This is a genomic window from Streptomyces sp. SID12501 (assembly GCF_010550245.1).
In the GTDB taxonomy this organism is placed as follows: Bacteria; Actinomycetota; Actinomycetes; order Streptomycetales; family Streptomycetaceae; genus Streptomyces.
On sequence record NZ_JAAGLU010000014.1, the window covers coordinates 112,818 to 138,255 of the forward strand.

Sequence of the window (25,438 nt, forward strand, 5' to 3'; positions counted from 1 at the left end):
CTGTCTGTGGGAGGTGGTTTCACGATGTTTCACGTGAAACATCGTGAAACCACCTCCCTGGACCGAAGGGCATGTTTCACGTGAAACCAATCGATCCGCGCCTCCTCCGGTACGCCGGTGCCACTCGCCGTTTCCTGCTGGCGGTCGTCGGCCTCGGTGCCGTCGGCGCGGGGCTGGTCATCGCGCAGGCCATGCTCATGGCCGAGGTCGTCGTCGGAGCCTTCCAGCACGGACTTTCGGTCACCGAACTCCGTACGCCCCTGCTGCTGTTGGTGGCTGTCGCCGGTGGCCGGGCGGTGGTCTGCTGGCTCACCGAGCTGGCCGCCCACCGGACGAGCGCGGCGGTGAAGGCGGAGTTGCGCGGGCGGCTGCTGGAGCGGGCCGTCGCGCTCGGCCCCGGATGGCTGAGCGGGCAGCGGACCGGGTCGCTGGTCGCCCTCGCAACTCGGGGGGTGGACGCGCTCGACGACTACTTCTCGCGCTATCTCCCGCAGTTGGGGCTCGCGGTCGTGGTGCCCGTGGCCGTGCTGGCGCGGATCGTCACCGAGGACTGGGTGTCTGCCGCGATCATCGTCGGCACTCTGCCGCTCATTCCGGTCTTCATGGTGCTGATCGGCTGGGCCACGCAGTCCCACATGGACCGTCAGTGGCGGCTGTTGTCCCGGCTGTCGGGCCACTTCCTCGATGTCGTGGCCGGGCTGCCGACGCTGAAGGTGTTCGGCCGGGCCAAGGCGCAGGCCGAGTCGATCCGGCGGATCACCGGTGAGTACCGGCAGGCGACGATGCGGACGCTCCGGATCGCCTTCCTCTCGTCCTTCGCGCTGGAACTGCTGGCGACGCTGTCCGTGGCGCTCGTCGCGGTGACCATCGGTATGCGGCTCGTGCACGGCGAGATGGACCTGTACACCGGGCTCGTCATTCTCATCCTCGCGCCCGAGGCGTACCTGCCGCTCAGGCAGGTGGGCGCCCAGTTCCATGCGGCGGCGGAGGGCCTGGCCGCGGCCGAGGAGATCTTCGCCGTGCTGGAGACGCCGGTGCCGGAGTCCGGGACCGGGCCGGTTCCGGAGGGCGGAGTGGCCTTCGAGGGCGTGACCGTCCGGTATCCCGGGCGGTCGGTGGACGCGGTGTCGGACGCGTCCTTCGCTGTGGAGGCCGGCGAGACGGTCGCGCTCGTCGGACCGAGCGGCGTGGGCAAGTCGACGCTGCTGCACGCGCTGCTCGGGTTCGTACGGCCGACGGAAGGGCGGGTGTCGGTCGGGGGCGCCGATCTCACCGGCATCGACCTGGAGCGGTGGCGTTCGCGGGTGGCCTGGGTGCCGCAGCGGCCCCACCTGTTCGCCGGGTCGATCGCCGAGAACGTACGGCTGGCCAGCCCCGACGCCGACGACACCGCCGTACGGAGCGCGCTGGCCGACGCCGGTGCGCTGGAGTTCGTGGACGCGCTGCCCGAGGGGGTCCACGCGGTGCTCGGCGAGGACGGGGCCGGGCTCTCCGCCGGGCAGCGGCAACGGCTCGCGCTGGCCCGGGCGTTCCTCGCGGACCGGCCTGTGCTGCTGCTCGACGAGCCGACGGCCGCGCTGGACGGGGAGACCGAGGCCGAGGTCGTGGCCGCCGTACGGCGCCTCGCCGTCGGACGGACGGTGCTGCTGGTCGTGCACCGGCCGGCGCTGCTGGCGGTGGCGGACCGGGTGGTGCGGTTGGAGGAGGCTGCCCGCCCCGCTCACCTGCCTGGTGCCGAGCAGGCCGGCGGTTCCTTCGGCGGCGACGGGCTTGTCGTGGGCGGCCCGCAGAGTGCACGGCTCCCCGTGCTCGGCGAGGAAGAAAGCGTGCCCAGCACTTCTGCGGGGCGACTTGGCGTGCTCGCGCGGGTGCGGGCCATGTCCGGGGCCCGGAGTGGGCGGTTCGGACTCGCGCTGCTGCTCGGGAGTCTCGCCCTGGGCAGTGCCGTCGGGCTCATGGCGACCTCCGGGTGGCTCATCTCGCGGGCCTCGCAGCAGCCGCCCGTGCTGTATCTGATGGTCGCCGTGACGGCCACGCGTGCCTTCGGGATCGGACGGGCCGTCTTCCGGTACGCCGAGCGGCTGGTGTCGCACGACGCCGTGCTGCGGATGCTGGCCGACACCCGGGTCGCCGTCTACCGGCGCCTGGAGCGGCTGGCGCCCGCCGGACTGCGGACGACCAGGCGCGGGGACCTGCTGTCGCGGCTCGTCGCCGATGTGGACGCCCTCCAGGACTACTGGCTGCGCTGGCTGCTGCCCGCCGGGGCCGCCCTCGTCGTCTCCGCCGCCTCCGTCGGGTTCACGGCGTGGCTGCTGCCGGAGGCCGGGGCTGTCCTCGCCGCCGGACTGCTCGCCGCCGGTGTCGGTGTCCCCCTCGTGACCAGCGCCGTGGCACGACGCGCGGAACGCCGGCTCGCCCCGGCCCGCGGGGCACTCGCCACGCACGTGACCGACCTGCTCACCGGCACCGCCGAGTCGACGGTCGCGGGTGCCCTGAACGGACGTACCGAGCAGGTACGGCGGGCCGACTCCGCCCTCACCCGGATCGCCTCGCGCGCCGCCACCGCCACCGCGCTCGGCGACGGACTCACCGCGCTGCTGTCCGGGCTGACGGTCGCGGCCACCGCCCTCGTGGGTGCCCAAGGGGTCGCCGACGGGCGGCTCGACGGGGTGGTCATGGCCGTTGTCGTCCTCACTCCCCTGGCCGCCTTCGAGGCCGTCCTCGGGCTGCCGCTGGCCGTGCGGTACCGGCAGCGGGTGCGCAGGAGCGCCGAGCGCGTGTACGAGGTCCTGGACGCGCCCGAGCCCGTGCGCGAGCCCGAAGAGCCGCTCCCCGCGCCTCTGTCGGCGTTCCCTGTCGTCGTCAAAGACCTGGCAGCCCGCCACGCCGGACAGGACCGGGACGCGCTCGCCCGCCTCGACCTCACCCTCGACGAAGGGCGCCGGATCGCCGTCGTCGGCCCGTCCGGGTCCGGCAAGACGACGCTGGCGCAGGCGCTCCTACGATTCCTGGACGCGGACGCCGGTTCCTACACGCTGGGCGGCGTGGACGCGTACGCGCTGGACGGCGACGACGTACGGCGGCTGGTCGGGCTGTGCGCCCAGGACGCGCACCTCTTCGACAGCTCCGTGCGCGAGAACCTGCTGCTGGCGAAGAAGGACGCGACCGAGGACGACCTGCGGGGAGCCCTCGCGCGGGCCCGCCTGCTGGACTGGGCCGAGTCGCTGCCCGACGGGCTCGACACCCTGGTCGGCGAGCACGGGGCGCGGCTGTCCGGCGGGCAGCGGCAGCGGCTTGCGCTCGCCCGGGCACTGCTCGCGGACTTCCCGGTGCTCGTGCTCGACGAGCCCGCCGAACACCTGGACCTGCCGACCGCCGACGCGCTCACCGCCGATCTGCTGGCCGCGACCGAGGGCCGTACGACGCTGCTCATCACCCACCGGCTGGCCGGACTCGACGCCGTGGACGAGGTGATCGTGCTGGACGGGGGGCAGGTCGTGCAGCGGGGGACGTACGCGGAGCTGGTCGCCGTCGAGGGGCCGCTGCGGCGGATGGCCGAGCGGGAGGCGGAGTCCGAGCAACTGGCGTCGGTGGCGGCGGTGCGTTAGTCCCCTGCCTGTCAGCCCTCTGCACCTCTGTTCGTCAGGGGAGTCGTCGCCGCTCGACTTTCGGTGACAAACGGGAGTAATTACGCTCGGGGGATGTCCGACCCGTCGCTTCGTCCCGAGCCGTGCGTGCCGCAGTTGCTGGAGGCGATGCGGGCCGTCGGGAGCGGGCTCGGGCCGCATGCCACGCTGGAGCGGATCTGTGCGACGGCGACCGCACTGGTGGACGCCGGGCGCGTGGCCATCGGGGTCCTCGCCGAGGACGGCATCGGCTTCGCCGACTTCGTGCACCACGGCGTCGACGAGGAGACCGTCCGGTGGGTCGAGCCGATCCGGGTGCACGGCGAGGTCTTCGGGAATCTGTACCTGGGCGACAAGCGTGGCGGCGGCCCGTTCACCGGGCACGACCTGACCCTGGTCCGTGTGCTGGCCGCCGAGGCGGGCATCGCCATCGGCAACGCCCGCCTGTACGAGGCCGCCAGACAGCGCGAGCGCTGGATCGACGGGTCCGTGGCCGTGACCACCGCGCTCCTCTCGGGAGGCGACATCGGCGACTCCCTCCGGATCGTCGCCGAGCAGGCCCGCCGGCTCTCCGGGGCCGCGGCCGGGATCGTGCTGCTGCCCGCCGACGAGGGCGGCCTGGAGATCGTCGCCGTGGACGCTGAACGCCCCTCCGACGCGCTCGGGGTGATCATCCCGCCGGAGAGCGAGGTCGTCGCCGAACTCCTCGACGGCCGGCCGGTGTTCGTCACGGACGCGGCCACCGACCCCCGGCTTGCCATGGGTAACGGCCTCAACCGGGACTACGGGCCCACCATGCTGCTGCCCCTGCAGAGCGACGGCCGCGTCGTCGGCAGCCTCGCCATGCCCCGCGCGCGGGGAGAGCGCGCGTTCACGGAGACGGAGCGCTCGCTCGCCGTCCAGTTCGCCGCGCAGGCCGCGCTCGCGCTGATGATGGCCGAGGCACAGCGCGACCGGGAACGGCTCGCGGTGTACGAGGACCGTGACCGGATCGCCCGTGACCTGCACGATCTCGTCATCCAACGGCTGTTCGCCACCGGGATGATGCTGGAGAGCGCCCAGCGCGGACCGGTCGCGCCCGAGGTGCGGGACGGCGTCGGCAGGGCCGTCGACGAACTGGACGTCACCATCCAGGAGATCCGTACCGCGATCTTCGCGCTCCAGGACGACCCCGGCGAAGTGCCGTCCGAGCTGTCTACACGGGTGCGACGGGAGATCCACATGGCCGCCGTGGCACTCGGATTCAAGCCCTCCCTCCGCGTGGTCGGTCCGGTCGACACCACCGTCGGCGAGCTGACCGGCAAGAACCTCGTCGCCGCCCTCCGTGAGGGGCTGTCCAACGCCTTCCGGCATGCCGGGGCGTCCCGGATCGATGTCGTGGTCGACGCGGACGTGACCCTGCCGGACGGTCGGCCGGGCGTACGGCTGACCGTCGCCGACGACGGTGTCGGCATTCCCGAGGGCGGTCGGCGCAGCGGCCTCAGGAACCTGAAACGGCGCGCCGAGTCGCTGGGCGGCGACAGCCGCCACGGACCCGGCAGCGGCCCGGACGGCGGCGGAACGACGGTCGTGTGGCAGGCGCCGTACTGAGGCTGCCGTGTACCCCGTTGCTGGGCCGTTCGTGGCAAGGCGTCCCCCGGGCGTACGACTTGAACAGGCCACCGGACCGGTTTGCGGTACACGATCGCTGACATGGGCTCACATCGCCGTCATCCGCTGCTCGTTCCGGCACTGCTGTGCGCGCTCGCGGTCCTGGTCGCCCGGCCCACGGCCGCCTCGGGCGAGGACACGGACCCCGGATCCGACTCCGGTACGGACTCGGGTCTCAGCACCCAGGTGACCCGGCTGTACGCGGATGCCGCCGTGGTGACGCAGCAGTACGAGGCCGGACGGCGCGAGTCCGCGGTGGAGGGGGCCAGGGCCCGGCGGTACGAGGGACTCCTCGCCCGCGAACGGCGCGACATCGCCGTCCTGCACGAGGACCTGGGCCGGATCGCACGCGGCCAGTACCGCAGCGGAGGCGGCCTGCCGCTCACCGCGCAGATGCTGCTCGCGGACAGCCCCGAGGAGCTGATGCGCGGTCAGCGAGCCGTGTGGCAGGCCGATCTCGCCGTCAACAACGCGATCGACAAGAGCCGGCGTGCGGAGGCCCGGCTCGCCGCCGACGAGGCGAAGGCGGCGGCGCAGTGGCAGAAGCTGGAGCGGCGGAACAGTGAACTCGCCGAGCTGAAGCGGTCCATCGAGGCGAAGCTCGAAGAGGCTCGCTGGACGCTCCAGGGCCGGGCCGACTCCTCGGTCGCGGCGGGCTCCTGCCGGGGAGCCGTCCGGCTCGACCAGCCGGATCCCGGAACCATGCCGGAGTACGTCACGCCCGTGGAGACGTACGAGCTGTCCGCGAGTTTCGGCAGCGGCGGCGACCGGTGGGCGAACGGGCACACCGGGCAGGACTTCGCGGTACCGATCGGCACTCCGGTGCGGGCGGTCGGTGCGGGCACGGTGGTGTCGGTGTCGTGCGGAGGCGCCTTCGGCATCGAGATCGTGATCGAGCACCCCGGGGGCTACTACACGCAGTACGCGCACCTCGCCGCCGTCACCGTCGACCAGGGACAGCGGGTCACTCCGGGCCAGTGGATCGGCCAGACCGGCACGACCGGCAACTCGACCGGCCCGCATCTGCACTTCGAGGTACGTGTCACACCGGAACTGGGATCGGGGGTGGACCCGGCGGCGTGGCTGGTGGCGCGGGGGGTGCAGTTGTAGGCGCGGTCCCCGTAGGGCGGCTTCCTCAGAGGCGTTCCGCGAGCAGCCGCTCGATCACGACGGCCACTCCGTCCTCGTTGTTGGGCGCCGTGTGCCCCGAGGCCGCCGCGACGACGTCGGGATGCGCGTTGCCCATGGCGTACGACCGGCCGGCCCAGGTGAGCATCTCGACGTCGTTCGGCATGTCCCCGAAGGCGACGACCTCCTCGGACGAGATGCCCCGCTCGGCGCAGCACAGCGCCAGGGTGCTCGCCTTGGAGACCTCGGGGCCGCTGATCTCCAGCAGGGCGCTGGGGCTGGAGCGGGTCACGTTGGCACGGTCGCCGATCGCGAGCCGGGCGGTGGTGAGGAACGCGTCGGGGTCCATCGTGTGATGGAAGGCGAGGATCTTGAGCACGGGCTCACCGTCGCTCGGCCCGCCCGGGGCCAGCAGCTTCTCGGCGGGCGCCAGATTGTCCGGCACCTCCATGTGCAGCTTCGGATACCCCGGCTCCTGATGGAAGCCGTAGGTCTGCTCCACGGCGTACACGGTCCCCGGCGCGGCCTCGCGCAGCAGCTGTACGGCGTCCAGCGCGTTGTCCCTGGCCAGCTCCCGCACCTTCACGAAGCGGTGGGCGCCGGGGCCGCCGTGCAGGTCGACCACGGCGGCGCCGTTGCCGACGATCGCCAGACCGTGACCGTGGACATGCTCGCTGACGATGTCCATCCAGCGGGCCGGGCGGCCCGTGACGAAGAAGACCTCGACGCCCGCGGCCTCGGCGGCGGCCAGGGCGGCGATCGTGCGCGGGGACACCGACTTGTCGTCGCGCAGCAGCGTGCCGTCGAGGTCGGTGGCGATCAGCCGGATCGGGAGGGCGGCGGCGGGGGTCTCGGGCTCTCTGGTCGCTGAGGTCACCCGCCCATTCTCGCGTACGTCCGCGCACGCCCGTGCGGCGGTCCGCCCAGGTGAGTGGCCGCCCTGACCGGCGCCGGGTCAGCGCAGTTGCGCCGGCGCCTCCGTGGCGATGCGCTCGAAGACCCGCTCGTCGGCCGCGAAGTCGGAGTCGGGGATCGGCCAGTGGATCACGATCTCGGTGAAGCCCAGCTCCTGGTGCCGGCCCGCGAAGTCGACGAACGCGTCCACGGACTCCAGCGGACGCCCCCGGTCCGGGGTGAACCCGGTGAGCAGGATCCTGTCGAGCCCGCTCACGTCCCGGCCGATCGCGGCGCAGGCGTCGGCCAGCTTCTCGGTCTGCCCGCGCAGGGCCTGGACCGACTGCTCGGGCGTGCCGCTCTCGAACAGCCGGGGGTCACCGGTCGTCACCCACGCCTGCCCGTACCGCGCCGCGAGCTTCAGCCCGCGCGGCCCGGTGGCGGCCACCGCGAAGGGCAGCCGGGGGCGCTGCACACAGCCCGGGATGTTGCGCACCTCGTGGGCCGAGTAGTAGTCGCCCTGATACGAGACGCCGTCCTTGCCGTCCTCGGTCAGCAGCTTGTCGAGAAGCGCCACGAACTCGCCGAACCGGTCGGCACGCTCCCGGGGTGTCCACGGGTCCTGGCCCAGCGCCGTGGCGTCGAAGCCGGTGCCGCCCGCGCCGATACCGAGGGTGATCCGGCCGTTCGACACGTCGTCGAGGGAGATCAGCTCCTTGGCCAGCGTCACCGGGTGCCGGAAGTTCGGCGAGCCCACTGCATGCTCATACCATCGGTCCCATGCGACGACCCAGGCCCCACGAGCCGACCATAACCCCAGGTGAGCCTGCGGCTCTCTACTGCCGGATATCCCAGGCGGACGACGACGACCAGACCGGCGTCGATCGGCAGGAACGTATCTGCAGGGAGATCGCCGAGCGCCGGGGACTCACCATCGACCCCGCCCACGTCTTCGTGGACAACAGCAGGTCGGCGTGGAGCCGGGGCCGCAAGCGGCCGGGCTGGGACCAGCTTCTCGAACGCGCCCAGCGGCACGAGTTCCGCCACGTCATCGCGTACCACCCGGACCGGCTGATGCGGCAGCCGAGGGACCTGGAGGAACTGCTCCAGGTCTCCGACGAGCACCGGATCACGCTGCACGGCGAGGCGAACCGGCGGGACCTGTCGGACCCCGACGACCGGTTCATCCTGCGCATCGAGGTAGCCCATGCCTGCCGGTCGTCCGACGACACCTCCCGGCGGCTCAAGTCGGCGCTGAAGGAACGCGCCGAGAACGGTCTGCCGCACTCGGGTAAGCGCCGCTTCGGGTACGAGACGGACGGCGTGACGATCAAGGAGGACGAGGCCGAGATCGTCCGAGAGCTCTTCGACCGGTACCTCAAGGGCCAGAGCCCGAGCGCGATCGCCCTCCTCTTCCACAAGCGCGGCATCAAGACCGTGTACGGCAAGGAATGGTCACAGGGCACGGTCCGCGCGCTCCTCGACTCCCGGCACGTCGCCGGCATCCGTATGCACCAGGGTGAAGAGGTCGGGCCGGGCAAGTGGCCCGCGATCATCGACCGGGGCACCTGGGAGGAGACCCGCGCCCGGCGCGAGTACCGCTCCGCGATCCACCAGACCAACCTGGAGCTGCGCCGCTTCTATCTCCTGCGTGGACTGGTCATGTGCTCGCGCTGCGGCACGCTCATGTCCGGCACGAAGGTCGGCGCGGTGCCGTCCTACCTGTGTACGCGCAAGAGCCGCAACGGCGACAAGAAGTGCGTGCGGCGCATCGTCGCGGTGAAACTGGAGAAATTCGTCACGGAGGCCGCCATCGACCTGCTCGGCAAGCTCACGGTTTCCGGGAAACTCGCCTCGACCTCGCTGCCGGACGCCGCGACGGAGTCCGTCGCGGCCGATCAGAGGCAGCTCGTCGAGCTGAACGAGATGTGGACTGCGAAGGAGATCTCGACGGCGGAGTACCGCAAGATGCGCAAGGAGATCACCGACCGCATCGCCAAGGCCCAGCGCCGTCTGGTCGTACGGCCGATGAAGCTGCTGGACGGGCTGACGGGCCCTGGAGCGAAAGCCGCCTGGCACGCCGAGGAGATGACCGACGAGCGGCGCAACGCGGTGCTGCGGTTCCTGTTCTCCGGGGTGGTCATCGACGCGTCCGCCAAACCCAGCGGGGTCTTCGACTGGGACCGGATCGCCATCGAGCAGAACCCGCTGTAGGCAATGAAGGTCACGGTCCCTGAGCTCTGTGCCGGTCAAGAGGGCCGCGGATTATAACCACGGATCGCCGGTTAACCCAACCGGCGAATCTCCGGAAACTTGAGCTCAACCGCGGAGGACCTGCCAGTCCTTCGTAGGCGACACGCACGGCCCCAGGTGTTGGAGCACCTCGGGACCGAGCGCACGACCGACCGCCCATCGAACGACCGGCGGTGCGGGGCCTGCCAGCCCCGCACCGTCAGCAAGGACCTGCCCATGCCACTGCCGTCGGAGCGCCAGGACACCGCGGTCTCCGTACGACCGTCCGGCCGCCGAGAGGCCCAGGAAGCGGCCCGCGCCCAGGCCCTGGAGCGCGTCTGCGCTGGATTCAGGACGACGATCAGCCCGCACAGTGCGGCGCGGCTGGCCGACCTGATGACGACCACGACGTACGCGAAGGCCGCGTAGACGCAGCAGCCGCCGCAGACATGGGAGCGGCCCCCGGCGTTGGAGCGCCGAAGGCCGAAACGACTCCCAGACGACCGCCCATAAACGATCTGTCCCGGTGCCGGGCCTGCCAGCCCGTATGGCACCGAGTGAGGAAGTTCTGTGCCCCAGGGTACGTTCTCGCCCGCCCGCAACGCATCCCCTCAGACCAACACCCGCTTCGACGAGGTCGACGGTCCCGGTCTGTCCGTACCGCCGCACAACCTGGAGGCGGAGCAAGCCGTGCTCGGCGCCTGCATGTACAGCTCGGCGGCAGTCGATGCCGCCCGGCCGATTCTGCAGGCCATCGACTTCTACCGACCCGCGCACAGCGACATCTGGCGGACCCTGCTCTCCCTGCGCGACGAGGGATCGCCCACCGATCCCATCGCGCTCGGCGAGGAACTCGGACGGGTCGGCGCCCTCACCCGCGTCGGCGGATCCCCCTACCTCCACACTCTCGCCGGCGCGACCCCAGGGCCGGCCAACTGCGACTACTACGCCGAGATCGTGCGGGAGAAGGCGGAGCTGCGCCGCCTTCAGGCGGCGGCGGTGCACACCCTGCAGCAGAGCGGTGCCGAAGGCGCCGACCCTGCCCAGATACGCGTGCTGCTGCAGAGTGCCCTCGACAGCACCGACTGGCGCGGATCGAGTGGTGGCGGCAGGCTCAGCCGGTTCGCCGTCGACGGCTGGGACTTCGTGAACAGCCTCGGCACCGAGGTCCCGCCGGTATGGGGCACGCCCGAGCAGACGGGATGGGCGAGCGGCGAGAGCCTGATGGTGGTCGGCCCGCCGGGGGTCGGCAAGAGCACCATCGCCCACCAGCTCGTCATGGCTCGGCTCGGCTTCCAGGCGCTGGTGCTCGGGATGCCCGTCACCGAAGGCAGGCGCGTGCTGTACCTCGCCATGGACCGGCCGCCGCAGATCGCCCGTGCCCTGCGACGCCTGGTACGCCCGATCGACGAGGAGACCCTCCGGGACCGGCTCGTCGTCTGGGGAGGACCGCTTCCGGCCACGCTCGACCGCGAGCCGAACCTGCTCGCCGAACTCGCCGCCCACCACGACGCCGACACCGTGGTCATCGACAGCGTCAAGGACATCGTCGGCAAGCTCACCGACGACGAGGCCGTCGGCGCCTACAACCGCGCCCGCCAGCAACTGCTCCGCTCCGGCGTCGAACTGCTGGAACTGCACCACCAGCGCAAGTCCGCAGCGGACGCCAAGCCCGGCGGACGCCCGACGCTGGACAAGGTGTACGGCACCACCTGGTTCACGGCGGGTGCGGGCAGCGTCATGTTCCTGAGCGGGGGAGCGGGCGACGCGACGGTCAAGCTCCACCACGCCAAGACGGTGACCGGCGAGATCGGCCCCCTCACGGTCGTCCACGACCACCGGCGCGGCACCTCGCGCGTCGACGTCCCCCTCGACCCGTACACCCTGCTGCGCGATGCACCGGGCGGCCTCACCAGCAGGGAACTCGCGGCCCTGATGACCGGAGAGGCGGACCCGAGCGCCAAGGAGCAGGAGAGGGCCCGGCGCACGCTGAAGGCCCTCCACGAGGTCGGGCAGGCCACCAAGGAACAGGAGCCGGGCGGCAGCCGCCAGGTCCGCTACCGGGTCACGGCACGACACATGGCCGTCGTCTCCTGACGGAGGCGGGTTCCGGTGTCGGGGAAGCGTCCGGCGCCGGAACGGCGACTCACGCGGGCGCTCACGGACCAGGTCCCGGCGACGGACTCACCGGCCCCTCACGCGGGGCTACCCAGCCGATAAATGACCAGGTCAGAAGCTCACGCGAACCCACACACACCTCACATCACCGGTTACTCACGCGCGGCCCCCTCCTTGTAGAGGGGTCCGCGTGGGAGTGCACTCCTCCTCAAGCCCCAGTGCCCTGCGTTCCCGGAGCGATTGCCTTGCCTTCCCCTGCACCGACAGCCCCGGCCGCCGTCCGCGGCAGCCTCACCATCCGCGTCGGCATCGTCCTGCTCGCCACCATCGGCTTCGCGCTCTCCTACGACGCGCTGCGTCAGATGGCCGTCGCCAGCCATGTGCGCGGGCTGCTCACCTACCTCTTCCCCCTGGTGATCGACGGCTTCATCGCCATCGGCATCGTCGCCCTGCTCATCCTGCGCGGGGCCCCGCTGCGCTCCCGCCTGTATGTGTGGGCGCTCGTCGGCGCGGCCACCCTCACCAGCATCTGGGCCAACGTCGTACACGCCGTCGGCCTCAACGAAGGGACCCGCCTACGCCTCAACAACGCGACTGTCGGCGCTCTGTCCGGCATCGCTCCACTCGCCCTTGCCGGCGCCGTCCACCTCTACCTCGTGATGAACCGCCATCTCGGCGGCGAAGGCGCCATGGCGGACGCGACCCTCGCCACCCCGTCCGCCGAATCCGCCACGCCAAGGCAGGACCGCCAGATCCGCCACGAGGAGACGGACGACGCCAACACAGGGGTTCCCGCCAAGGCGAACGAGGTGCCCATGCCCGAGGCGAAGCCCGCCATCGCCATGACGCCGAGCGCCAAGACGGCGCTCAGGACGGACCGGCGCAAACGCACCGTACCCGACGAGGAGCTGCTGACCATGGCCCGCGCCATGGGCGCCGAGACAGGCCAGGTCCCCCGCCCTGCCTTGGAGAGGGCGGTCCGGGCCAAGGGCTACTCGATCAGCAAGGACGGCGCCCAGAAGGCCGCCGACATCGTCAAGGCGGAACTGAGCGCCGCCAAGGACGCCGTCGCCACATGAGAGCTGCGGCAGAACGCCTGGCGTTGGCGAATCACGTTCCGCCAACGCCAGGCACAGCCGCCTGAGCGTCGCTGCCGGCCCGCGCCTCAGCACTCCAGCTCTTCACCTGCACCACGCCGGCCCCGAAGCCCGGTCCTGTGACCGCCCCTCGCGGTCCTCGGCTTCACGGCCGCGATTACGACCCGCATCCCGAACGACTCCATGGAGAAGAACCCAATGTCCGACGAGCACCACGAACTCCCCACACCCCAGCAGCAGACGACCACCGCCTCTGCCCCAGACGGAGCAAGCTGTAGCACTGGACCGTCCCATGGCCGGTCCAGTGCGCTTGCCTCCGCCCCGGGGGTGGCGGAGGAGGCCCGGCACCAGGAGGCGCCGGGTCAGGGGTTCGTGGCCGAGTGCGGCCACGAACAACGGCGGGAGCCGTCGGCCAGGGCCAGGCGGGGAGGACGTCGCCGCTCCCGGCAGCCCAAGCAGCGCTCCGAGCGCCAGACCTTCCGCGCCAGCACCGCCGAGGCCACCGAGATTCAGGAGGCCGCCGACGCCAAGGGCATCTCCAAGGCCCGCTTCATCGCCCAGGCCGTCCACGCCGAAATCCACGGCCGCCCCCGCCTGGACCACGACGACGCCCTCGACGTCCTCGAAGCCGCCCGCATCCAGCTGGTGCGCGCCGGCACCAACCTCAACCAGATAGCCAAGGTCCTCAACTCCGGTGGCGACGCACCCCACATCGCCCGCGCCGCCGACGCCGTCGCGGATGCCGCCACCGAGATCCGCACCGCCGCACGGAAGCTGGTGAGCTGAGACTGTGGTCCCCGACGTCTCCCGCGGCTCCCGCACCATCGGACTCATCCACTACCTCTACCGCACCAGCGACATCGAGGCCCACATCGACCCACACCTCGTCGCCGCCTACGACCCCCACCTGCCCGACCCCGGCCGCGATACGAACGCCACCTTCAGCGACCTGGCCGCCGACCTCGACCTGTGGGTCGACGCCCTCGGCGACAACGCGCCGAAGAAGCACGTGTGGCACTGCCCCGTCCGTACAGCCCCCGGCGACCGGATCCTGTCCGACGAGGAATGGGCGATCGTCGCCCGCCGCATCCTGAACGCCACCGGCATCGCCCCCGACGGCGACGACCAAGCCTGCCGCTGGATCGCTGTGCGCCACGCCCCCGACCACATCCACATCGTCGCCACCCTCGTCCGCGCCGATCGCACCCGACCCCGCCACCACAAGGACGGCACCCGCGCCCAGGCCGAATGCCGCAAGATCGAGAAGGAGTTCGGGCTCCGCCGCCTCAAGGAAGGCGACGGCACCGCCGCCAAGCGCCCCACCAGCGCCGAGCGCCACAAGGCCGAACGCCTCGGCCAGGAAGACGCCTCCCGTGAGCTGTTGCACGAGCACGTCCGCCGCGCCCTGGCCGGCGCCGCCGACGAGGCGGAGTTCTTCGACCGGCTCGCCGCGGAAGGCGTACGCATAAAGAAGCGCACCGCGCCCTCCGGTGATGCGCTCGGCTACAAGGTCGCCATGGTCGGCGACCGCAACGAGACCAAGGAGCCCATCTGGTTCGCCGGATCCACCCTCGCCCCCGACCTGTCCCTGCCCCGCATCCGGAAACGGTTCACCACCCCCACGGACACGGCCCCGCCGCCCACGGCCCTGGACCCGAGCGGCGCCTCGGCACCAGCCCGCGCCCGCTACGTCGCCGTCCAGGCCGCCGACTCCGCCCTCACCTCGATGACGGCCGAGGACGACAACACAGCGGCAGCCCAGCTGATCGGGGTCGGCGAGGTCCTCGACGCTCTCGCCCAGACCTCACCCCCCTCCAGCCGCGCCGAACTGCAAGCAGCCGCACGGCATTTCGAGCGTGCCAGCCGCTCCCACATCCGCGCCAAGGATCAGGAGATGTACGCCCTGCGCCGTGCAGCCGGCCAGATCGTCCACTCCGGCACGGCCCTCGGCCGAGGCCCGGACGGCGCCGCCACCGCCCTGATCCTCGACGTCGTGATCCTGGCCGTCATCGTTGCCGCCCGCTGGCATGCCGCCCGTGGCCACGCCCAGCAGGCCGAGGCCGCCCAGCTCGCCGCCCGCCACCTGCGTACCGCCTACCAGGCCACCGCTGCTGGCCCACTGGCCACCCTGCGCACCCACGGCGAACACCTGCCCGCCCCGAACCGACGACGCCACACCGCCACGGTCCACGCCGCCCTCCCCCACCTCGCCGACCGCCTCCAGGCCGAGCCCGGCTGGAACGGACTGACAGCCGTCCTCGACCAGGCCGAACGCGCCGGCCACGACACGGCCGCCCTGCTTGCCAAAGCTGCCACCCATCGCGAACTCGACAGCGCAGACTCGGCCAGCGACGTCCTCGTCTGGCGGCTGCACCACCTCGGATACGTCACCGCGCCACCTCGCCGCCCAAAGCCGAACCCCGCTCCGGCCCCCGTCGCGGCGGCCATCCCCCAGCAGGAAGCGGCGCGACCGCGCCGACGCTGATCGTCACCGTGGCCCTGCCCGCGACCATGGTGATCAGTTGGCGCGGGCAGCGCTGACGGGCCACACCAGGTTCACAGGAATCCCGGTGCTCCGGGCCTCGATGACCACGTCGGCGGTCCTTCTCAATGGAGGGGTCAGCAACTCGACGTGCCGGATGCATCGACCTGACCGTCGCCGATCGCGACCAGCGCGCGGTCCAGGACCTCCTGGACCTGGCCCTCGGCCGAGATCGTGGTCACCAGGCCCTGAGCTTGGTAGTGGTCGATGACCGGCGCCGTCTCGCTGCGATAGACCTCCAGTCGCTTACGAACGGTTGCCTCGCGGTCGTCATCGCGCTGGTACAGCTCACCGCCGCAGACGTCGCAGGCTCCTGCCACTTCAGGCGGGCTGTAGTCGACGTGGAAGATGTGTTCGCGGTCCTGACGGCACAACCGTCGTCCAGCGATCCGCCTGACCACCTGGGCCTCAGGAATCTCCAGGTCTAGCACGGCATCCAGCCTCGACTTCGAGTCGGCCAGGATGCCGTCCAGCGCATCCGCCTGGGCAAGATTGCGAGGGAAGCCGTCCAGCAGGAATCCGCGCTCGGTGTCTGGACGGGCAAGGCGCTCTTTGACCACCTCGATGGTGACCTCGTCCGGTGCCAGAAGGCCAGCGCGTATGTGCGTGTAGGCGTTCTGCCCGAGCTCGGTGCCCTGGTCGATGTGCTCGCGGAACAGGTCACCGGTGGAGATGTGCTGGATCGACAGATGCGCGGCAAGGCGCACGGCCTGCGTGCCCTTGCCAGCTCCGGGCGCCCCGATCAGGAGGATGCGCATCGATGAAGTGTCCCTTCGTCATGCGTGGCCAACAAGCTGTCTCCGGGACACATGATCGCCGCGCACCGATGTCATTGCCTATCCGGTAAGTCACCCCCTGGCGGTGGGGATAACCACACCATGAGACATCGCTAGAGCGGGGACGAGACCGTCGACAGGGGTCTCTTCTCCTGAGTCTTCGGGAAGGGCAGGATTCCGGGCATGAGGATTCTGGTCTTGGGCGGTACGTGGTTCCTGGGCAAGAGCATCGTGGACGAGGCGCTACGCCGCAGTTGGGACGTGACGACGTTCAACCGTGGCCGGTCCGGGCGGGATGTGCCCGAGGTGCGCGCGGTCCATGGCGACCGTACCGAGGTGGCGGACCTCAACCGGCTTGCTTCCCAGGGGCCTTGGGATGCCGTGATCGACACGTCGAGTTCCGATTTTCCGCCGCGTGACGTGCGGCTGGCCGCACGGGCGCTGCGTGATGCGGCGTCCCGGTGGGTGCACGTCTCCACCGTGTCGGTGTATTCGGGTTGGCCGCACCAGACCCTGACCGAGTCGTCCGAGGTGCTGGAGTGCCCGTCCGACGCGGACGAGTCCTTCGGCTACACGGGCTCGGACGGTTCGCCCACCAAGTACGGGTTTCAGAAGGCCGGCGGGGAGCGCGCGGTCAGTGAGGCGTTCGGCGAGCGGGCGGTGTTTCTGCGGCCCGGGGTCATTCTTGGGCCGGGTGAGTACGTGGGTCGGCTGCCGTGGTGGCTGCACCGGGCCGGCCGGGGCGGACCTGTGCTGGCGCCGGCTCCGGCCGACCGGCTCATCCAGCCGGTCGACGTGCGCGATGTCGCGGCGTTCGCCGTGGACCAGGCAGCTGCGACCGCTGGCGGCGCCTTCAACGTGGCTCACCCCGAGGGGATGGGCTTCGGGGACTTCCTGCACGCGTGTCTCGCCGTCACCGGGACGGACGGCCATCTGGTGTGGGTGGAACCGGAGTTGCTCGCCGAGCACGGAGTGCGGCAGTGGACCGAACTGCCCCTGTGGCGTACCCACACAGGGGTGTGGTCGGTGGATGCCGGCCGTGCGGTGGAGGCCGGTCTGCGGTGCCGTCCGCTCACCGAGACGATCACGGACACATGGGCGTGGCTGCGGGCCGACGGTCGCCCCGTGGATCACCCCCGCCGGGCGGAGCACGGGCTCGCGCCCGAGAAGGAGGCCAGGATCCTCGCTGCCCTGGCCTCCGCTTCCTGAGTTCCCTCAGCCCTCCAGGGCGGCCACCGCTCCGGCGCCCGCACCGAGCTGGTGCTGGGCGGCGAGTCTGCTGAAGTGCTCCAGCCGATCGCCGATCTCGTCGGCGAGGGGCGTTCGGCGGAAGCGTTCGTCGGTCAGGGCCCGGCGGATGCGCGCAGTGCGGGTCAGCAGGCCGGTGGCGCGTTGCTCACCCGGCACGGTCCAGACGCGTTCGAGGGCATCGACGGCTCCGTCGAGATCACCGCTCAGCAGCCGCGCGGCGGCCAGATCCGCGGCGGCCCCGCCCACGACGCGTGCGGAGCACAGTGCCTCCGGCTTGCTGGTTACCAGCTCCAGGGCGGTGCGGGCTGCGGCCTCGGCCTGTTCGCCGTCACCGAGGAGCAGGCAGGTCGAGGCGTTGGACATGGCCAACCGCTCGCCGGGGAAGCCGAATTCGCCGGCCACGCCGTCGTGCAGGTCGTCGGTCTCACCACGTCCCTCCCGATGGGAGACGTCGATGGCCTGCTGGGCGGAGGCGGCGTCGCCTCGGTGGCCATGCGCGCGTGCCTCGATGGCCGCCAGGCGGCGGTGCGCGACATCGCCGAGGCCGGTGAGCATCTGCGCGCGTTGCGCGATCTGGGCTGCCTCGGCGGGGCGGCCGGAGAAGTAGGCGATGTAGGCGAGAGCGCCTCCGGCGAAGGCCCGTAGCGGTGTGAAGCGGGCGGTCTCGCCGTACAGCGCGGAGGCGCGGGCGAGGCGGGTGGCGCCGTCGAGGGAACCGAGGTCGAAGGCCGCCGCGGACAGCAGCGCGCAGGCTTGACCGGCGATGATCAGCAGGTCCTGTTGCTGGGCAGGCACCTGGGTACGGTCGCGGTGCTGTTCGGCTTCCTCCCTCAGCCTGCGCGCGTTCTGGAGGACCTCGAACGCCGAGAAGGAGTGGTAGCGGCGGGCGAGTTCGGCGACGTCGTCTCGCAACTGGTCGAGTGTGGTGTCGGAGATGGACGCGGAGGCGGCGGCGCCGGCCTCGCTGGATGCGTCGCGTGCGGTCATGTCGATCTCGTCTTTCAGGCTGAATACGGGTGCGGGTGACTCGGGCGAGGGCGGCGCCTGGAACAGGGCGGCGGCACTGACGCCGAACATCTCCTCCAGCACCCGGCAGGCGTCCGGGCTCGGCAGGGTCCGGATGGTTCCCGCGGTCCAGCGGCGGAACTGCGCCTCGGAGATCGTCGGGTTCGCGGTGCCCTTCTTGACGACCTTCTCGGCGATGCGGGTGAAGTGGGCCAAGAAGTCGCTGTAGCGCCAGTGGCGTTGGGCCACCAGAGCCTTGAGCAGCGTCCTGGGACGTTCATCCATCGTCGGCCCCTCTCGGCCAAGAAGACCACTGACCATCCGCCGTCGGCCCTGGGCCTGCGGCTCCCTCGCATGCAGGGGATCCCGTCACCTGCTCCGCACGCAACACCCTTGGCTCAGACGACACTTCGACGCTACCCGCGCGCGACGTCTGTCACCCGGAAGAGCGCCGGACGCTATCTGCTGGGCCATGGCGGTGAGATCCACATCAGGCCCACTCTGGTCGCCGTCACCGAGTGCGAGGAGTCATCACCGGCAACGTACACGGTGGTTGAGATCCCGCTCGGTCTTGTCCGTTCCTTCCCAAGGAGCCTCGCCGCGATGCAGGAAAGCCCTCCACTGGCCCTCCAGGACAGACGGCCGCTTCCCCTACGTCCGGGTGGCCGGGCCTGTCCCACCACTCTGTCCGTGCAGCCGTGGGCGACTCCGGCCGGTGAGGGCGCCGATTGCGCCTCGGTCAGCCGTTTCAGCAACAGCACGGGGACCGTACGGCGAGGCCAGGATGTATCGCGCGGGTGGGAATGATGACGGCCACCGAATCGCGGCCGTCAGTCGGCCGCATCCTGCGCGTGGTCGCGACGCCTCTGGAGCCCAGCCCGGAAGCCGTGTCCAGGGCGCGCAGGACCGTGCACGAGACGCTGGCCGCATGGGGCCTGGACAACCTGGCGGACGACATGGTGCTCGTCGCGTCAGAACTCGTGACCAATGCCCTGCAGCACACCTCAGGGCCGATCGTGATGGTGTTGCAGCAGCGCGACGAGACGGTCCTCATCGAGGTCGCCGATGTCTCTTCCGCTCTTCCGGTGCCACGCCGCGAGTCGGCCGACGACGAGTCCGGCCGCGGGTTAGCGCTGGTGGAGGCGTTCTCGGACGACTGGGGATACCGCAGGCGGGGGAACCGTCGCGGTAAGTGGGTGTGGTGCAGCTGGTCACTGAGTCCCATGGCTACCAAGCACGTCGACCAGCCCGTGCCCCTGGAGGCCGCGTCGTGACAACCCTCCGTAGCCGAGAAAGAGAGAGCCTGTGAACAACGTCCCCGACATGACCACCCCTGACGACGGAGCCCCCGCGTCCGACCAGCAGTTGCGCGACGCGATGGTCCGGGAACTGATCGCGCTCGATGCAGCCCGAAGCCCGCACGTCGTGGCCGCGTTCCGCAAGGTCCCCCGTCATCTGGCCACCCCCGACGATGACATGGCGGCGGTGTACCAGGCGGAGAATGCCGCGATCACGAAGAAGGACGCCGACGGCGTGGCCATCAGCTCGGTGTCCGCCGCCCGCATCCAGGCCATGCAGATCGAACAGGCCGCCATCCGGCCCGGCATGCGGGTCCTGGAGATCGGCTCCGGCGGCGTCAACGCCGCCTACCTCGCCGAGATCGTCGGCCCCGAGGGCCTCGTCGTCACCGTGGACATCGACCCCGACGTCACCGCACGCGCCGAGAAGTTCCTGGCCGACACCGGCTACGACCAGCAGGTGCGCGTCATCACCGCCGACGGCGAGTACGGCATGGCCGAGCACGCCCCGTACGACCGCGTCATCGTCACCGTCCAGGCCGCCGACATCCCGCCGACCTGGACCGAACAACTCGTCGACGGCGGCCGTATCGTCGTGCCTCTGCGGATGCGCGGCATGACCCGCACCGTCGCGCTCGTCCGCCACGGCGACCGGCTGGTGAGCGACAGCGTCGAGCTGTGCGGTTTCGTGCCCATGCAGGGCGTCGGCGAGAACCGGGTCCGCCTGGTCCTCCTGCACGACACCGAGGGCGAAGAGGTCGGGCTGCGGCTGGACGGCCACCCCGAGCCCCACGCCGACGGGCTGCGAGCCGCCCTGCGCAGCCCTCGTGTCGAAGCCTGGTCCGGGGTGACGCTCGCCGGTGACGAGTCCAGCGAGCACCTGGACCTCTGGCTGACAACCGCCCTGGACAACCTGCCGCTCCTGGCCGCGACACCGGCTGCCCGCGAACGCGGCCTGGTCGCCTCCGCCTCGCCGCTCGGCGTGCCCACGCTCGTCGACGCGGACAGCTTCGCCTACCGCACCGTGCGTCGTACCGACAACCCGGACCGATTCGAGCTCGGCGCCATCGGCCACGGCTCGCAGGGCCAGAAGGTCGCCGAGCACCTGGTGGAGGAGATCCGGGTCTGGGACCGCGAGCACCGCCGCGACCGGGCACAGATCGAGGTCTACCCGGCGTCCACGCCGGACGGGCAGCTTCCCGAGGGCCGGGTCCTCGACCGGCCCCACACACGGGTCCTGATCACCTGGCCGTAGCGCCGACAGCGCCCACCGGTCAGGGCAGCAAGGCACATCCCACCCAGCTCTACGGGAGGAATTCGAGATGGCACAGCAGGGCAACACCGCGCTCAAGGCCGCCACGGACTTCACGACCGCCGCCGACACGGACTTCGACCTCAACATCGAGACCATCGCGTCCGCCCCGGTCGTGCCGGGTCTTCTGAACGACACCGGCGACGGCTGCGGGGCGACCTGCCAGTCCGCCTGTTCCAACAGCACCTGCATCGGAGGCTGACCAACCGGTGCGGGGCCGGGCCGAAGTCCTGGGCCCGGCCCCGCACCGCCCAGGACGACGGACGAAGGAGCCACGGGGATGGGGATGTACAAGGCCGTTGACGCGATTCTGATCAGAGCAGCCGCCCGACCGCTGGCGGCCCAGGTGCCTCCCTGGCCTGACCTGGACGGCAGCTCCTCCGGCGATGTGGAGCAGTGGCGGGAGTGGATCGGCAAGGTCTGGACGGACGATGCCACGGCGGCTGCCATCGAGGTCGCCAGCCCTCTTCTGGTCGAGGCCGTGCACAGCGTGCTCAACAGCCGTGACCAGCGGCCCCGAACCGTTCGGCGCACGGTCATCTCCCTGGTGCGCTACCTGCTGCGGATGCAGCACCGTGCAACCCCCTTCGGCCTGTTCGCAGGCCCCGCGCCCGTACGCCTCGGGAACCAGGCCCAGGTCCAATGGGGCGCCGGACACCGGGCTTCCGCCCGAGCGGACGCCGAGTGGCTCACCGAGATGGTCACCGCCCTGGAGCAGAACCGCGATCTGCTGCGGCGCCTGCCCGTGATCGCCGATGCCACCTGCGTCCTCCGGGGCACCCGGATCGCCGTACCTCACCAGCCGGGCAAGGACGGCCCGGCCGAGGTCACCCTGCGCCGCACGCCCGCTGCCGAGGCAGTCCTTGAACTGGCCCGTTCGCCGATCACGGTCGACGACATCGTCGCCAAACTGCACGCCGGCCATCCCGACACGCCCACGTCGGTGATCGAGGACATGGTTCATAGCCTCGTCGCACACCAGATCCTCATCACCAGCCTGCGGGCGCCCATGGTTTGTGACGACGCCCTCGGGCACCTGGTGGCCGAACTGGCAGACCTGACAGATCTGGCCGAACTGACAACCGTCAGCACCGAGCCCCAGGCAGCAACGGCTGGGCACCTCCGGCGGATCCATCAGCTTCTGATCCGGCACAACCATGCCTCGGCCGACGAACAGCGGGCTCTACGCATCGAGGCCACCCGGCGCATGACAGCCCTGACCGGCGTCACCGAGCAGACCCTGGTGGTGAATCTGCTGCCCGACTGCGAAGTCGTCCTGCCCGCCGAGGTCGCCCGAGAAGCAGAACACGCCCTTCAAGTGATGGCCCGTATCTCGCCGTTCCCGGCCGGGCCCCCGGCCTGGCAGGACTACCGCGCCCGTTTCCTGGAGCGCTACAGCATGGGCGCCCTCGTCCCGGTCCGTGACCTCACTGATCCCGACATCGGCCTCGGTTTTCCGGCGGGTTACCGCGGTTCCGTCCTCAAGCGACCCGTCCAGGGCACAACCCGCCGGGACGAACACCTGCTGGCCCTCGCCCAACACGCGGCGGCGAACCAGGTACGTGAGGTGGTCCTGACGGAAGAGGATCTTGCCGCGCTCGCCGTCGACGAGGCCACTCAGGCCCCTGCCCATGTCGAGCTGTGCTTCTCCGTGCTTGCCACCTCCCTGGACGCCCTGCAGCAGGGGCAGTTCGCGCTGAGTGTCGCGGGCCTGTCTCAGGCGGCGGGCACGACGACAGGCCGGTTCCTGGCCATGCTGGAGTCAGCCGACCGCCACCGCATGACGGCCGCGTACGCGGCCCTGCCCACGCTCACCGCCGACGCGGAGCGAGCACAGGTCTCCAGCCCGCCGCTGCGCCGCCGTACCCAGAACGTCAGCCGCGCCCTCGCCGTCACGCCACACCTGCTGTCGCTGGGCGAACACAACCCCGCCGCCACGCTCGACCTGGACGACCTCGCGGTAACCGCGGACTCGAAGCGCTTCTACCTGGCCTCGCTGTCCACCGGCAAACTCATCGAGCCGTCGGTGATGAACGCCGTCGAACTCACCAACGCCACCCATCCGTTGGTCCGCTTCGTCACCGAGGTGCACCGCTCTCACACAGCCGTGCTGACCCCCTTCGCCTGGGGAGCCGCCGCCCGACTTCCCTTCCTGCCCGAAGTCCGCACCGGCCGCACCATCCTGTCGCCCGCCTGCTGGCACCTGCGACTGAGCGACCTCGGCCACGACGACCGTCCCGGCCGGCTACGCCGCCTCACCGACTGGCGCTGCCGCTACGGCGTAACCCGCACCGTCTTCCTCGGCTCCGACGACCAGCGCCTCCGCCTCGACCTCGACCACCCCACCCACCAACACCTCCTGCGCATGGAGCTGGAGCGCACCGGCACCGCGACACTGCACGAAGCCCCCGAAGCCGAGGCATACGGCTGGCTCGGCCACGCCCACGAAATCACCATGCCGTTCGCCTCCAGCCTCCCACCCGCAGTCCACCGCCCCCGAACGACAGCGGTCGTACGGCGCGACAGCGGGCGCCTGCCGGGCACCTCTCCATGGGCGTACCTGAAGATCTACTGCCACCCCGAACGCGCCCCGGAGATCCTGACCACGCACCTGCCCGGTCTGTTCCAGGACTGGGCAGGCGGCGAGCCGTTGTGGTGGTACACGCGCTACAGCGATCCGGACACCCACCTGCGTCTGCGCCTCCGACTGCCGGCCCCCGATGCCTTCGGCACCGCCGCGCAGCACGTCGGAGCCTGGGCAGCGGAACTCCGCACCACCGGACTGATCCGCAGCATCCAGTGGGACACCGACGAACCGGAAACCGGCCGCTACGGCACCGGCGACACCCTGGCCGCCGCCGAGCGCGCCTTCGCCGCCGACTCCGCCGCCGCAATCGCCCAACAGACGCTCGGCCTACCTCCCCACCTACAGCCGGCCGTCACCGCCGCCGGCATCACGGACATCACCGCCACGTTCACCGGCAGCCCAGCGGCCGGGCGCCGCTGGCTGACCGAGTACCTGCTCAAGGGACAAGGCAAGATGCCCTCGCGTGATCTCCAAGCACTGGCCATACAACTGACCGCCCCGGACAGCGACTTCGCCGCCCTGCGAGCCCTGCCAGGCGGCGAACGCGTCGTCACCGCCTGGGCCAGTCGCCGCGCCGCACTGGAGACGTACCGCACCGCCCTCGCCGACCACGGCGCCGAACCCATCGACGTACTGCCGTCTCTGCTGCACATGCACCACAACCGGGCAGCCGGTATCGATCCCGGCAACGAGACCGTCTGCCGCCGCCTGGCCCGCACCGCCGCCCTGTCCTGGAGCGCCCGCGCCGAAGGAGCACCACGGTGACCACCGGCGTCAGACCAGTCCCCGAGCAGGACACCGCCTTCCGGCAGTCCCTCGCCCACGGCCCCCTGGGTATCGCCCTGCTCCACATCGAACACGCCCGCCAAGGCCGTGGATCGTGGCAGGCCGTCCACCGTCGACTCGCCGCCGTCGGCCCACTGATCGACGGCGACCAAGCGGGCCTGTTCCTCGGCGCACCCGCGATGGCGTACGTCCTGCACCTGACCGCCGCCGACAGCAACCAATACGCCGGCGCCCTCAACGCCCTCGACCGCATCGTGGCAACGCACACCCGAAGCCGCCTGGAGGCCGCCCACACCCGTATCGATCAGGGTCGACCCACCAGCTTCGCCGAGTACGACCTACTGCGCGGCCTCACCGGCCTCGGAGCCCTCCTCCTGCGCCGCACCCCCGACGGACCGGAACTCAAAAGCGTCCTGGAATACCTCGTGCGCCTGACCGAGCCGCTCCCCGGCCCCGACGGATGCCCACGGCCCGGCTGGTGGGTGGGGCACAGCCCCGTCAACCTCCACGCACCCACCCCAGGCGGCCACGCCAATGCCGGGCTGGCCCACGGCATCACCGGATCCCTAACCCTCCTCGCACTGGCACACCTGCGCGGCATCACTGTGCACGGCCACCAGGAGGCGATGCTGCGCATCTGCCGCTGGCTGGACCAGAAACGCGTCGACGACCACCGAGGCACCCGATGGCCGCGCTGGATCACCGACACCACCGCGAGCCCCATGCAACCGGCCGCACCATCCTGGTGCTACGGCACCCCCGGCCTCACCCGCGCCCAGCAACTCGCCGCCCTCGCCCTCAGCGACGCCGACCGCAGACGCATGGCCGAACGAGCGCTCCTGGACTGTCTGGCCGACCCTCTCCAACTCGACCAACTCACCGGTCGGGGCCTTTGTCACGGCATCGGCGGCCTCATGCGGGTGGTTCAGCGCGTCGCCCAGGACGCCGACGAGCCAGCCGTTTTCACCAGCTTCCTGCCCCATCTCAGCGAACGTTTCCTCACCGCCGAGACACCGACGGAAGCCGGGTTCCTCGAAGGCACGTCCGGAGCCGCGCTCGCCTTCCAGGGCATCGAAACCGACGAGGCACCGGCCAGAGACTGGGATGCCTGCCTGCTCCTCGCCTGACAGAGGCCC

18 protein-coding genes and 1 pseudogene are annotated in these 25,438 nt (G+C 71.1%); 15 read left to right on the top strand and 4 right to left on the bottom strand.

Annotation, left to right across the window (positions count from 1 at the left end):
- The first annotated feature begins 71 nt into the window (after positions 1-71).
- The 3 genes from cydD (at position 72) to G3I71_RS18635 (ending at position 6,386) form a co-directional block, all read left to right on the top strand.
- Positions 72-3,608: a thiol reductant ABC exporter subunit CydD gene (gene cydD / locus G3I71_RS18625; protein WP_164315924.1), complete on the top strand. Its 3,537-nt coding sequence runs from the start codon at positions 72-74 to the stop codon at positions 3,606-3,608.
- A 93-nt stretch (positions 3,609-3,701) separates the two neighbouring features.
- On the top strand, positions 3,702-5,216 hold the full coding sequence (locus G3I71_RS18630; protein ID WP_164315925.1) for a GAF domain-containing protein: 1,515 nt from the start codon (positions 3,702-3,704) through the stop codon (positions 5,214-5,216).
- 102 nt (positions 5,217-5,318) lie between these two features.
- Positions 5,319-6,386: a peptidoglycan DD-metalloendopeptidase family protein gene (locus G3I71_RS18635; protein WP_164315926.1), complete on the top strand. Its 1,068-nt coding sequence runs from the start codon at positions 5,319-5,321 to the stop codon at positions 6,384-6,386.
- A gap of 25 nt (positions 6,387-6,411) precedes the next feature.
- Here G3I71_RS18635 and G3I71_RS18640 read toward each other — a convergent pair whose 3' ends face one another.
- On the bottom strand, positions 6,412-7,281 hold the full coding sequence (locus G3I71_RS18640; protein ID WP_164315927.1) for an HAD hydrolase family protein: 870 nt from the start codon (positions 7,279-7,281) through the stop codon (positions 6,412-6,414).
- A 78-nt stretch (positions 7,282-7,359) separates the two neighbouring features.
- A pseudogene (locus tag G3I71_RS18645) lies at positions 7,360-8,049 on the bottom strand (LLM class flavin-dependent oxidoreductase); the annotation flags it as partial.
- Positions 8,050-8,078: 29 nt separating this feature from the next.
- On the opposite strand from G3I71_RS18645, the gene G3I71_RS18650 reads away from it, so the two are divergent.
- The 6 genes from G3I71_RS18650 (at position 8,079) to G3I71_RS18675 (ending at position 15,230) form a co-directional block, all read left to right on the top strand.
- The gene (locus G3I71_RS18650; protein WP_164315928.1) at positions 8,079-9,512 is read left to right on the top strand and encodes a recombinase family protein; all 1,434 of its coding nucleotides are present in this window, start codon (positions 8,079-8,081) and stop codon (positions 9,510-9,512) included.
- Positions 9,513-9,767: 255 nt separating this feature from the next.
- Positions 9,768-9,959, top strand: coding sequence for a hypothetical protein (locus tag G3I71_RS18655; protein WP_164315929.1), 192 nt, complete (start codon positions 9,768-9,770; stop codon positions 9,957-9,959).
- 141 nt (positions 9,960-10,100) lie between these two features.
- Positions 10,101-11,627 carry a DnaB-like helicase N-terminal domain-containing protein gene (locus G3I71_RS18660; protein ID WP_343242996.1) on the top strand — a complete coding sequence of 509 codons (1,527 nt, stop codon included), beginning with the start codon at positions 10,101-10,103 and terminating at the stop codon, positions 11,625-11,627.
- A gap of 266 nt (positions 11,628-11,893) precedes the next feature.
- A complete protein-coding gene (locus G3I71_RS18665) occupies positions 11,894-12,727 on the top strand; it encodes a DUF2637 domain-containing protein (RefSeq protein ID WP_203730703.1) in 834 nt (277 codons plus the stop codon).
- A gap of 345 nt (positions 12,728-13,072) precedes the next feature.
- A complete protein-coding gene (gene mobC / locus G3I71_RS18670) occupies positions 13,073-13,531 on the top strand; it encodes a plasmid mobilization relaxosome protein MobC (RefSeq protein WP_164315931.1) in 459 nt (152 codons plus the stop codon).
- Between the two features lie 4 nt (positions 13,532-13,535).
- On the top strand, positions 13,536-15,230 hold the full coding sequence (locus G3I71_RS18675) for a mobilization protein (RefSeq protein ID WP_164315932.1): 1,695 nt from the start codon (positions 13,536-13,538) through the stop codon (positions 15,228-15,230).
- 134 nt (positions 15,231-15,364) lie between these two features.
- Here the strand turns inward: G3I71_RS18675 and G3I71_RS18680 are convergent, their stop codons facing one another.
- The gene (locus G3I71_RS18680; protein WP_164315933.1) at positions 15,365-16,045 is read right to left on the bottom strand and encodes an adenylate kinase; all 681 of its coding nucleotides are present in this window, start codon (positions 16,043-16,045) and stop codon (positions 15,365-15,367) included.
- 201 nt (positions 16,046-16,246) lie between these two features.
- Here G3I71_RS18680 and G3I71_RS18685 point away from each other — a divergent pair, with 201 nt between their 5' ends.
- Positions 16,247-17,272, top strand: a complete 1,026-nt coding sequence (locus G3I71_RS18685; RefSeq protein ID WP_164315934.1) for an NAD-dependent epimerase/dehydratase family protein — start codon at positions 16,247-16,249, stop codon at positions 17,270-17,272.
- Between the two features lie 6 nt (positions 17,273-17,278).
- On the opposite strand, the gene G3I71_RS18690 is transcribed toward G3I71_RS18685, so the two are convergent.
- Positions 17,279-18,604 carry a DNA-binding protein gene (locus G3I71_RS18690; RefSeq protein WP_164315935.1) on the bottom strand — a complete coding sequence of 442 codons (1,326 nt, stop codon included), beginning with the start codon at positions 18,602-18,604 and terminating at the stop codon, positions 17,279-17,281.
- A gap of 566 nt (positions 18,605-19,170) precedes the next feature.
- Between G3I71_RS18690 and G3I71_RS18695 the strand changes: the two genes are divergently transcribed.
- The 5 genes from G3I71_RS18695 to G3I71_RS18715 all read left to right on the top strand — a co-directional run bounded on the left by G3I71_RS18695 (position 19,171) and on the right by G3I71_RS18715 (position 25,429).
- Positions 19,171-19,593, top strand: coding sequence for an ATP-binding protein (locus tag G3I71_RS18695; RefSeq protein ID WP_164315936.1), 423 nt, complete (start codon positions 19,171-19,173; stop codon positions 19,591-19,593).
- Between the two features lie 49 nt (positions 19,594-19,642).
- Positions 19,643-20,872, top strand: a complete 1,230-nt coding sequence (gene fxlM, locus G3I71_RS18700) for a methyltransferase, FxLD system (protein ID WP_203730704.1) — start codon at positions 19,643-19,645, stop codon at positions 20,870-20,872.
- Positions 20,873-20,939: 67 nt separating this feature from the next.
- Entirely contained in the window at positions 20,940-21,131 is a 192-nt protein-coding gene (locus tag G3I71_RS18705; protein WP_164315938.1) for an FxLD family lanthipeptide, read from the top strand.
- 78 nt (positions 21,132-21,209) lie between these two features.
- Entirely contained in the window at positions 21,210-24,281 is a 3,072-nt protein-coding gene (locus G3I71_RS18710; RefSeq protein WP_239149210.1) for a lantibiotic dehydratase, read from the top strand.
- Positions 24,278-25,429: a lanthionine synthetase C family protein gene (locus G3I71_RS18715; protein WP_164315939.1), complete on the top strand. Its 1,152-nt coding sequence runs from the start codon at positions 24,278-24,280 to the stop codon at positions 25,427-25,429. Before G3I71_RS18710 ends, G3I71_RS18715 begins: the two co-directional genes overlap by 4 nt.
- The last annotated feature ends 9 nt before the right edge of the window (positions 25,430-25,438 follow it).

Excerpts from the sequence above, each read along its gene's own strand:
- cydD (WP_164315924.1), top strand. The coding sequence starts at position 72 with ATGTTTCACGTGAAACCAATCGATCCGCGCCTCCTCCGGTACGCCGGT.
- G3I71_RS18630 (WP_164315925.1), top strand. The coding sequence starts at position 3,702 with ATGTCCGACCCGTCGCTTCGTCCCGAGCCGTGCGTGCCGCAGTTGCTG.
- G3I71_RS18635 (WP_164315926.1), top strand. The coding sequence starts at position 5,319 with ATGGGCTCACATCGCCGTCATCCGCTGCTCGTTCCGGCACTGCTGTGC.
- G3I71_RS18650 (WP_164315928.1), top strand. The coding sequence starts at position 8,079 with ATGCGACGACCCAGGCCCCACGAGCCGACCATAACCCCAGGTGAGCCT.
- G3I71_RS18655 (WP_164315929.1), top strand. The coding sequence starts at position 9,768 with ATGCCACTGCCGTCGGAGCGCCAGGACACCGCGGTCTCCGTACGACCG.
- G3I71_RS18680 (WP_164315933.1), bottom strand. The coding sequence starts at position 16,045 with ATGCGCATCCTCCTGATCGGGGCGCCCGGAGCTGGCAAGGGCACGCAG.
- G3I71_RS18685 (WP_164315934.1), top strand. The coding sequence starts at position 16,247 with ATGAGGATTCTGGTCTTGGGCGGTACGTGGTTCCTGGGCAAGAGCATC.
- G3I71_RS18690 (WP_164315935.1), bottom strand. The coding sequence starts at position 18,604 with ATGGATGAACGTCCCAGGACGCTGCTCAAGGCTCTGGTGGCCCAACGC.
- fxlM (WP_203730704.1), top strand. The coding sequence starts at position 19,643 with ATGACCACCCCTGACGACGGAGCCCCCGCGTCCGACCAGCAGTTGCGC.
- G3I71_RS18705 (WP_164315938.1), top strand. The coding sequence starts at position 20,940 with ATGGCACAGCAGGGCAACACCGCGCTCAAGGCCGCCACGGACTTCACG.
- G3I71_RS18710 (WP_239149210.1), top strand. The coding sequence starts at position 21,210 with ATGGGGATGTACAAGGCCGTTGACGCGATTCTGATCAGAGCAGCCGCC.